Origin of the sequence: Christiangramia sp. OXR-203 (genome assembly GCF_034372165.1) — a bacterium.
In the GTDB taxonomy this organism is placed as follows: domain Bacteria; phylum Bacteroidota; class Bacteroidia; order Flavobacteriales; family Flavobacteriaceae; genus Christiangramia.
In genome coordinates, this window is sequence record NZ_CP139698.1 from 2,397,740 (window position 1) to 2,408,486 (window position 10,747).

A 10,747-nucleotide genomic window follows, 5' to 3' on the forward strand; every position below is an offset into this window, starting at 1 on the left:
ATGTCACGTAAAGACCTTCAACATATAAGCTTAAACGATAAAGATCTATCTTCAGCAAAGAAAATAAGTGCGGAGACCTTTGAGACTCCCGAAGAGATAGAGATCAAAACATCTTACTCGAAAGAAGACCTTTCAGAAGCAGAACATCTTGAATTCGCCGCCGGAATCCCTCCCTATTTACGTGGACCATACAGTACGATGTACGTGAGCAGACCATGGACGATAAGACAATATGCAGGCTTTTCCACCGCCGAAGAAAGTAATGCTTTTTACAGACGAAATTTAGCTGCAGGACAAAAAGGACTATCTGTAGCCTTCGACTTGCCCACCCATCGAGGATATGACAGCGATCATGAACGTGTAGTTGGAGATGTTGGTAAAGCCGGGGTTGCGATAGATTCGGTAGAGGACATGAAGATCCTTTTCGACCAGATTCCGCTGGATAAAATGTCGGTTTCCATGACTATGAATGGAGCAGTTCTGCCCATTATGGCGTTCTACATCGTTGCTGCGGAAGAACAGGGCGTAAAACCAGAATTATTGTCAGGTACGATCCAGAATGATATATTAAAGGAGTTTATGGTAAGGAATACTTATATCTACCCTCCTACTCCTTCCATGAAGATCATTTCAGACATATTTGAGTATTCATCTCAAAAAATGCCGAAATTTAATAGCATTAGTATTTCCGGTTATCATATGCAGGAAGCCGGTGCTACCTGCGATATTGAGCTTGCGTATACGCTGGCTGATGGACTGGAATATATTCGTAAAGGACTAGATGCAGGAATGAAAATAGACAGTTTCGCGCCAAGACTCTCGTTTTTCTGGGCGATTGGAATGAACCATTTTATGGAGATCGCCAAAATGCGCGCAGGAAGAATGTTATGGGCAAAATTGGTAAAGCAATTTAATCCTACGAATCCTAAATCCCTAAGTCTTAGAACACACTCACAAACAAGTGGATGGAGCTTGACCGAGCAGGATCCGTTTAATAACGTGGCGAGAACCTGTATCGAGGCAGCGGCAGCTGCCTTTGGTGGAACCCAGAGTTTACATACCAATGCTCTCGATGAAGCGATCGCACTGCCAACCGACTTTTCCGCCAGAATAGCTCGAAATACGCAACTTTATCTTCAACAGGAGACGAATATTACCAAGACGGTGGATCCATGGGCTGGAAGCTATTATGTTGAAAAGCTTACCGAAGAGATCGCTGCCAAGGCCTGGAAGCTCATTGAAGAAGTTGAAGAACTTGGAGGGATGACCAAAGCTATTGAGGCCGGGATTCCAAAAATGAGGATCGAAGAAGCTGCTGCCAGAAAGCAGGCCAGGATAGACAGCGAAACAGATGTGATCATAGGTGTGAACAAATATCGTCTGGATAAGGAAGATGATATGGTTACTCTGGAAGTAGACAATCAAACCGTGCGAAAACAACAGGTCGCCAGGCTAGAAAAAATAAGATCGGAGAGAGATTCAGATAAGGTGAAAAATAGCCTTGAAAAACTGACCAGAGCTGCTAAAGAAGAAAATGCTAACTTACTGGAACTTGCCGTTGAAGCAGCACGTGATCGTGCTACATTAGGTGAAATTAGTGATGCACTCGAAAGCGTCTATGGTAGATATAAAGCTAAAATTCAGTCATTCAGCGGAGTATATTCAAAAGAAATGAAAGACAACAGCTCATTTAAAAAGGCTCGAGAAATGGCCGACAAGTTCGCTGAAATGGAAGGTCGCCGACCCAGGATCATGGTTGCGAAAATGGGACAGGACGGTCACGATCGTGGAGCGAAAGTAGTAGCTACCGGATATGCCGATCTTGGTTTTGACGTAGATATTGGACCATTGTTCCAGACTCCTGCCGAGGCAGCACAACAGGCTGTAGAAAATGACGTTCATATTCTTGGGGTATCTTCACTGGCTGCTGGACACAAAACCCTTGTTCCCCAGGTTATTGAAGAACTTCAGAAGCTAGGACGTGATGATATCATGGTCATCGTTGGAGGTGTGATCCCATCTCAGGATTATCAGTTTCTTTTCGATTCTGGAGCCGTGGCTGTATTTGGCCCGGGAACCAAGATTAGTGATGCTGCGATACAATTACTAGAAATATTAATCGACGAATAATCATATAACCAACCAAAATATGGATTTAAAGAAAAAAATGCTCCGTGATGATGCTTTAGCCGGAAAAACGATAGTTGTAACCGGCGGTGGTAGTGGTCTTGGAAAATCGATGACCACTTATTTCCTGGAACTGGGAGCAAACGTTGCGATCACTTCCAGAAATATGGAAAAGCTGGAGAAAGTAGCAAAAGAACTGGAAGAACAAACCGGTGGAAGATGTCTTCCTTTGCAGTGTGATGTGAGACATTACGATCAGGTGGAAGCTATGCGCGAAAAAGCGGTAGCCGAATTTGGATCTGTAGACATTCTCCTGAACAACGCAGCTGGTAATTTTATATCTCCAACAGAACGTTTGAGTGCCAATGCCTTTGACACTATTATAGATATCGTTTTAAAAGGTAGTAAAAACTGTACGCTTGCTTTCGGGAAACACTGGATCGACGAAAAGCAAGAAAACAAAAATATTCTTAATATCGTTACTACCTATGCCTGGACGGGATCTGCTTATGTAGTTCCAAGTGCTACCGCAAAAGCCGGTGTACTTGCCATGACCAGATCTCTTGCAGTAGAATGGGCGAAATACGGGATTAGATCTAATGCTATCGCCCCTGGACCTTTTCCTACTAAAGGCGCATGGGACAGATTACTACCAGGGGATCTAAAAGAAAAGTTCGATCTGGCTAAAAAAGTCCCCCTTAAGAGAGTTGGAGATCACCAGGAACTGGCAAATCTCGCGGCATATCTTGTTTCAGATTTCTCTGCATATGTAAATGGCGAAGTGATCACCATAGATGGTGGAGAATGGTTGAAAGGTGCCGGACAGTTTAATTTACTGGAAGATGTTCCTGAAGAAATGTGGGACATGCTGGAACAAATGATCAAATCTAAAAGAGGAAAGTAGTTGTACACTTCATAATTTAAACCGGGCCTCGTAGCCCGGTTTTTTTTATGAAGCTCAATGTTATTTTTTAGACATTACCGTGTCAGTTTTATACATTAATTGATTTGAAATATTATCTTGTACGCAATTAATTAACACCTATTTCAAATTATTATGAAAAAAAACCTAACAGGCAACCTATGGATGCTGTTCCTGGTATTTACTGGTATTGGTTTCGCTCAAACTAGCGATACCGATGAGATTCCAATGGATCCAAATGTGAAGATCGGGAAACTTGACAATGGTCTAACCTATTACATTCGCAACAATGGGAAGCCGGAAGACAAATTAGAATTACGTCTCGCGCTTAAAGCAGGCTCTATTCTGGAAAACGATGATCAGCAAGGTCTTGCTCATTTTATCGAACACATGAACTTTAACGGTACCAAGAATTTTGAAAAAAATGAACTGGTAGATTACCTGCAAAGCATTGGAGTAAAATTTGGAGCAGATCTTAACGCTTACACCAGCTTTGATGAAACAGTGTATATTCTGCCAATTCCAAGTGATGATCCTGAAAAACTTGAAAAAGGCTTCACCATTCTTGAAGACTGGGCGCATAATGCTCTTCTTACTGAAGAAGCTATCGACGGCGAACGAGGAGTTGTGCTGGAAGAATACAGACTTGGACTTGGGCCAGATAAAAGAATGATGCAGGAATACCTTCCGAAGGTAATGTACAATTCAAGATATGCTGAAAGACTTCCAATAGGAAAGAAAGACGTGATCGAGAATGCAGATTACGAAACTATTCGTAACTACTATAAGGACTGGTACCGTCCAGGGCTTATGGCGGTTATTGCCGTTGGTGATCTTGATGTGGAAACTATCGAAAAAAAGATCAAATCTCATTTCTCAAATCTTGAAGCCAGAGAAAACCCGGTAGAACGTAAAGAATATGGTGTACCTAACCATGATTCAACTTTTGTAGCTATCGCATCAGACCCTGAAGCTAATTTCAGCCAGGTTAGTATCTATTATAAGGATATGGAAGAAGCGGAAGATGTAGTGACTATAGCAGATTACAAAAAACAAGTGGAGAAAAACATGTTTTCCTCTATGATAAATAACAGGCTGCAGGAACTTGCTAATTCCTCTACTCCTCCATTTACTTATGGTTTTTCTTATTACGGCGGAACATATTCCCCAAAGAAAAACGCATACCAGTCCTTTGCTATGACAGGAGAGAATTCACAAATGGAAGCTCTAAAAGCACTGGTAACAGAAAATGAGCGAGTAAAAAGGTATGGTTTTAGCGAAGCTGAATTTGAAAGAGCCAAGAAAGAATATCTTGCCCGTCTTGAGAAAGCCTACAAGGACCGTGACAAGCAGGAAAGTAATAGAATTATTGGACAATACGTAAGTCATTTCCTGGAAGATTCACCAATACCTGGAACAGAATGGACCTATGAATTTGCTAAGAACAATCTTGATAACATTAAACTGGACAACATCAATGGATTGATAAACAACTTCCTGCATGATGAAAATAGAGTGATCGTTTTCACCGGTCCAGAAAAAGAATCGGTTAAAAAGATTTCTGAAGAGCAAGTACTTGCCGTTCTTAATGAAGTTAAAAACTCAGAGATCGAGAAGTATGCAGATGAAGAAGTCCGCGAAAATCTGATTACTGAAATGCCCGAAAAGGGATCTGTAAAAGAATCAACTACCAATGAAGAATTGGGTATTACGACAATGATTCTTAGCAACGGTGCTAAAATAATGCTGAAGAAAACTGATTTCAAAAATGATGAGATCCTGTTTTCAGCTTATAGTGAAGGAGGAAACTCTTTATACTCAGACGATGAATACATGTCCACAGTTTATGCCAATGCTGGTCTTAATGAAGCTGGTGTAGGAGGTTTAGATAAGAATGACATGAATAAAATGATGAGTGGTAAGATCGTGAATGTGAATCCGCAGATATCTACTTATTCTGAAGGTTTAAATGGATCTTCTACTCCTAAGGATTTCGAGACCCTGGTGCAAATGATCCATTTGTATTTTACAGATCTTAACAAAGATGAAGAGGCATACCAGTCTTTTGTGACTAAACAGAAGAATTTTCTAGGTAACCTGATGTCCAATCCAAACTTCTATTTTCAGAATGAGTTAAGTAAGTTCAGAAATGAAGGTAATACGAGATATGTAGGTTTCCCTACTCCAGAAAAGTATGACGAAATGGATTACGATCTTGCTTACCAGAAATACCAGGAACGTTTTGCTGATGCTTCAGACTTTACATTTTTCTTTGTTGGAAATGTAGATGAAGCTCAATTAAAGGAATACGCCAGCACTTATATCGCAAGTCTTCCTGCTTCCAATTCTGATGAAGAGTACAAAGCGCCAGTATTTAGAGAGAAAACCGACGAGCAGCGTACTAAAACTGTCTATAAAGGTTCAGATCCTAAAAGCCAGGTAAGCATTATCTGGAATGGTGAAACTGAATACGACAAAGAAAATGATCTTGCATTTTCTGCACTTGGAGAAGTTCTTACCATTAAACTGGTAGAACAACTGCGTGAAGAAGAAGGCGGTGTTTACGGAGTTGGAGCTCGCGGAAACATGTCTAAAATTCCTTATAACAGCTACAACTTTTCGATCTCCTTCCCTTGCGGCCCTGAGAACGTAGACAAGCTTACTAAAGCTGCTCTTGCTGAAGTTGAAAAGCTAAGAACTGAAGGTCCTACGGACGAAGATCTTGCAAAAGTGAAAGAGACCTTTAAGGTACAGCGCAAGGAACAGTTACAGGAAAACAGATTCTGGATGCAACAGCTTAGAAAAGCTGAAGAAGAAGGTTTCAAATTAAGCGAGATCAACAAATTCAATGAAATGGTTGATGATCTTGAAGCAGAAGAGCTTCAGGAACTAGCGGAAGAATTCTTAGGTTCAAATTATTTACTGGGAGTTCTAATGCCAGAAACTGAAGAAGCTTCAGCAGAATAAATAGAGAAAATTTTTGTTTAATTGACCGCCGCCAGAATTAACCTGACGGCGGTTTTTTATTTTAAGAATTCTTCAGAAGCTGTTAACAAATACATTTTCTAAACCTATAATAAATTGTATTTTTACCTTTCAAAAATCAGACTGAATTAATGGGTAAAATCATTGCTATTGCCAACCAAAAGGGAGGAGTGGGTAAAACCACAACATCTGTAAACCTTGCAGCTTCACTTGGGGTTTTAGAGAAAAAGATCTTATTGATTGATGCCGATCCACAGGCCAATGCCACATCGGGATTGGGGATAGATGTTGAGGAAGTGGAAAATGGAACTTATCAACTATTGGAGCACTCGGTAAAAGCAGAAGACGCCATTCAAAAAACCAACTCTCCAAACCTGGATATTATCCCGGCACATATTGATCTTGTTGCCATAGAAATTGAATTAGTGGATCAGGAGAACAGGGAAAGCATGTTGAAACGGGCTATTACTCCTTTGAAGGAACTGTATGATTATATCCTGATAGATTGCGCTCCTTCTCTTGGGCTACTTACGCTAAATGCACTTACTGCTTCAGATTCTGTGATCATACCTATTCAATGTGAATATTTTGCACTGGAAGGTCTGGGGAAATTACTCAACACCATTAAAAGCGTTCAAAAATTGCATAATAACAAGCTCGATATTGAAGGCTTGCTATTAACTATGTATGATTCAAGATTACGTTTGTCTAACCAGGTGGTAGATGAGGTTAAAAAACATTTTGATGAGATGGTTTTCGAAACAATCATTCAGCGAAATGTTCGTTTAAGTGAAGCACCAAGTTATGGAGAAAGTATCATAAACTATGACGCTTCCAGTAAAGGAGCCAGCAATTACCTAAGCCTGGCACATGAAATTATTAAGAAAAACGAATAGAAATGGCTAAGGCTACCAGAAAACAGGCATTGGGGAGAGGACTTTCAGCCTTATTAAAAGATCCTGATAACGATATAAAATCTGCAGAAGATAAAAATGCCGATAAACTCGTTGGGCATATTGTTGAACTGGAACTATCTTCTATTGAAGTAAACCCATTTCAGCCAAGAACCAGTTTTAACGAAGATTCGCTTAAGGAACTTGCTACTTCTATCCGGGAACTCGGAGTTATCCAGCCAATTACGGTAAGAAAACTTGATTTTGACAAATACCAGCTGGTATCTGGAGAAAGAAGATTTAGAGCATCAAAACTGGTAGGTCTAAAGACCATCCCTTCCTATATTCGAATCGCAAACGACCAGGAATCGCTGGAAATGGCGCTTGTAGAGAATATTCAGAGACAGGATCTGGATCCTATAGAAATTGCTATTTCTTACCAGAGATTGATCGATGAGATCCAGTTAACCCAGGAACAATTAAGTGACAGGATTGGGAAAAACAGGTCTACAGTTGCCAATTACCTCAGGCTTTTGAAATTGGATCCTATCATCCAGACCGGAATGAGAGATGGTTTCCTTAGCATGGGACATGGCCGTGCGCTCATAAATATTGATGACACGCAGCAACAGCTTGACATTTACGAGAAGATCCTTCAAAAATCATTGTCGGTTCGAGAAACCGAGCAATTAGTTCGTGAGCTTAACGGCAAGGGTAAGACTTCAGCAAATACAACTGCTAAGACCAGCGTACCAAAAACCTATAAAAAAGGAATCAAGGAATTTTCAGAATACCTGGGAACCAAGGTTGATGTAAAGGTGACCAAAAAAGGAAGTGGAAAACTAACTATTCCATTTTCTTCGGAAGAAGATTTTGAGCGTATCAAAAACCTGATCAAAAGTGAAGAATAGATCACTACTTTGTATATTTCTAGTTCTGATCACTTTTTCAGGAATACAGGCGCAAACCGACTCTTTGAGCATTCAGGTAAAAGAAGGTGTTGAAACCGAAGTTGTAGAGAAGGATTACGAACCCTATAACGCACTTGCCCCGGCAAAGGCTGCTTTCTACTCGGCAATACTTCCCGGTTTAGGACAGGCTTATAATGGCAGCTATTGGAAAATTCCTATCGCTTACGGCGGACTGGCTACTGGAATTTATTACTACCTCGATAATGACAAGCAATACTCAAAATACCGGGACGCCTATAAGAACAGGATCGCAGGTAGAGAAGATCAATTTAACGGCAAGGACGAAAAGGTATTTGTTAGTACAGATGGTCTTATAAGAGCTCAGGAAGTATATCAAAAAAATAAAGAGATCTCATTGCTGGTGACGGTTGGTGTATATATTCTGAATATCATCGACGCCAATGTAGAGGCTCATTTACGACAGTTTAACGTAGATGAAGATCTAACGCTTCAACCTAATTTCGATTTCAATTCACTTACCGGAAAAACTAATTACGGACTTACTTTAAACTTTAATTTTTAAATGAAAATTGCTCTTTTAGGCTACGGAAGAATGGGTAAAACCATTGAAGAAATCGCGAAAAACAGAGGTCACGAGATTGTACTGAAAGTAAGCGATGGTATCGAAAAACATGATCTCACAAAGGCAGATGTCGCTATAGATTTCAGTATACCCAATGCTGCATTTAAAAATATTACTACTTGTTTTAAAGCTGGAGTACCCGTTGTAAGCGGAACTACCGGATGGCTGGATGATTATGAAAAGGCAACGAAAATCTGTTCCGAAGAAAATTCAGCATTTATATACGCTTCAAATTTTAGTCTAGGGGTCAACGTATTTTTCGAATTGAACCGAAAACTAGCGGGGATGATGCAAGGTCTGGAAGATTATTCCGTAGAGATCGAGGAAATTCATCATACTAAAAAACTGGATGCCCCTAGTGGTACCGCAATTAGCCTTGCTGAACAGATCATTCATGAAAACAAGCAATTAAAGGGCTGGCAATTAGACTCGGCAGATGAGAATAAAATCCCGATCCATGCCAAGCGTATTGAAGATGTTCCAGGAACCCACGTGGTTAGCTACGATTCTGAAATCGATACTATAGAGATTAAACATACCGCTAAAAACAGGCAGGGATTCGCCCTTGGAGCTGTGGTCGCTGCAGAATATCTTCAAGACAAAACAGGTATTTATAGCATGAAAGATGTACTTGCAGATCTTTTTAAGAACTAAATTGTAACAAATGCAGGCGTTTTCAGCCTAACCAGTAAAAGAAATCAATATGACATTTACCGAATGGTTCATTTTTTTCCTGATCATACAGGTGGTTCATTTTTTAGGGACCTGGAAACTTTATCAGCGTGCAGGTAGAAAGGCATGGGAAGCTGCGATTCCGGTTTACAATGCAGTAGTTCTAATGCAGATCATTAACCGACCAAAATGGTGGGTTGTACTTTTCATTATTCCCATCGTAAACCTGATCATCATACCAGTTACCTGGGTGGAAACGATTCGAAGCTTCGGTAGAAATTCTACTGCCGAGACCTTTGCGGTAATTCTAACCTTAGGATTTTATATTTACTATGTAAATTATGCTACCAACGATTCATATATCGTAGATAGAGACCTTAAGCCGCGATCTGAAGTTGGTGAATGGGTTAGTTCCATCCTATTTGCGGTAATTGCAGCAACTATCGTGCATACTTACTTTATGCAGCCCTTTACCATTCCTACATCCTCTCTCGAAAAAACTTTGCTTGTAGGTGACTTTCTGTTGGTTAGCAAATTCCATTACGGTGCAAGAATACCGAAGACTGCAGTGGCCTTTCCAATGGTACACGATACAATTCCTGTAGTAAATACAAAGTCATATCTTAATGATCCAAAGATCCCGTACCTTAGATTTCCCGGTTTTGAAGATATAGAACGTAACGATATTGTCGTATTCAACTGGCCAGTAGATACCGTAAATGCTTTTCAGCAATATGGAGATGGGAAGTATTACGAAAAACCCATCGATAAAAAATCCAATTATGTGAAGCGTGCGGTGGGAGTTCCGGGAGATTCATTATCAGTAAAGAATGGATTGGTATATATTAACGGAGAGCAACTACAATTACCGGAAAGAGCTAAACCACAGTTTACCTATACCGGTGTTACTAAAGGGCAACCATTCAGTCCTCAAACGCTATACAAAGTTTATGATATTACAGATGGTTTTGGGTATAATCCAGCCACAAATGAATTTACTTTCGTTGCTATTACAGAAGAGACTTTTGAAAGACTTAAGAATCATCCCAATGTGGCCAGCATCAAAAGAGCGGCAGATACTTTATCTAAAAGCAGCAGGTTGTTTCCAAATGACCGCGCACGCTGGAACAATGATAATTTTGGTCCCATCTATATTCCGAAAAAAGGTGTTACTGTAGACATCACTCCTGAAAGTATGCCGTTTTACAAGGAGATTATCGAAACTTATGAAGGTTCTGAATATGGTTTGAATAATAAACTAAGCCTTAATGGAACCCAGGTATTGTTGAATGGAAGCCCGATCTCTGAATACACGTTCCACCAGAATTATTACTGGATGATGGGAGATAACAGGAACAATTCTGAAGATAGCAGAACCTGGGGTTATGTCCCAGAAAATCATGTGGTAGGTAAACCTGTATTCATCTGGTTGAGCTGGGATTCCAATGCCAGCGGTTTTGATAAAATACGCTGGGAGCGTGTATTTACCACGGTTAAAGGCGATGGTGATCCAACTTCGTTCTTACCATATTTCCTGATCGCCCTGGTTATTTTCTTTGGGTGGAAATTTTTCAAACAACGTAGAGAAGCATAG

At 40.3% G+C, this 10,747-nt stretch carries 8 protein-coding genes; all 8 read left to right on the top strand.

What is annotated here, in order from left to right; genetic code table 11:
• Entirely contained in the window at positions 1-2,130 is a 2,130-nt protein-coding gene (gene scpA / locus T8I65_RS11125; RefSeq protein WP_322300676.1) for a methylmalonyl-CoA mutase, read from the top strand.
• 19 nt (positions 2,131-2,149) lie between these two features.
• The gene (locus T8I65_RS11130) at positions 2,150-3,031 is read left to right on the top strand and encodes an SDR family oxidoreductase (protein ID WP_322300677.1); all 882 of its coding nucleotides are present in this window, start codon (positions 2,150-2,152) and stop codon (positions 3,029-3,031) included.
• Positions 3,032-3,184: 153 nt separating this feature from the next.
• Entirely contained in the window at positions 3,185-6,016 is a 2,832-nt protein-coding gene (locus tag T8I65_RS11135; protein WP_322300678.1) for an insulinase family protein, read from the top strand.
• 149 nt (positions 6,017-6,165) lie between these two features.
• On the top strand, positions 6,166-6,930 hold the full coding sequence (locus tag T8I65_RS11140; protein WP_141878241.1) for a ParA family protein: 765 nt from the start codon (positions 6,166-6,168) through the stop codon (positions 6,928-6,930).
• Between the two features lie 2 nt (positions 6,931-6,932).
• Positions 6,933-7,838, top strand: a complete 906-nt coding sequence (locus tag T8I65_RS11145) for a ParB/RepB/Spo0J family partition protein (RefSeq protein WP_141878242.1) — start codon at positions 6,933-6,935, stop codon at positions 7,836-7,838.
• Entirely contained in the window at positions 7,828-8,421 is a 594-nt protein-coding gene (locus tag T8I65_RS11150; RefSeq protein ID WP_322300679.1) for a DUF5683 domain-containing protein, read from the top strand. Before T8I65_RS11145 ends, T8I65_RS11150 begins: the two co-directional genes overlap by 11 nt.
• The gene (gene dapB / locus T8I65_RS11155; RefSeq protein WP_322300680.1) at positions 8,422-9,135 is read left to right on the top strand and encodes a 4-hydroxy-tetrahydrodipicolinate reductase; all 714 of its coding nucleotides are present in this window, start codon (positions 8,422-8,424) and stop codon (positions 9,133-9,135) included.
• 49 nt (positions 9,136-9,184) lie between these two features.
• A complete protein-coding gene (gene lepB / locus T8I65_RS11160) occupies positions 9,185-10,747 on the top strand; it encodes a signal peptidase I (protein ID WP_322300681.1) in 1,563 nt (520 codons plus the stop codon).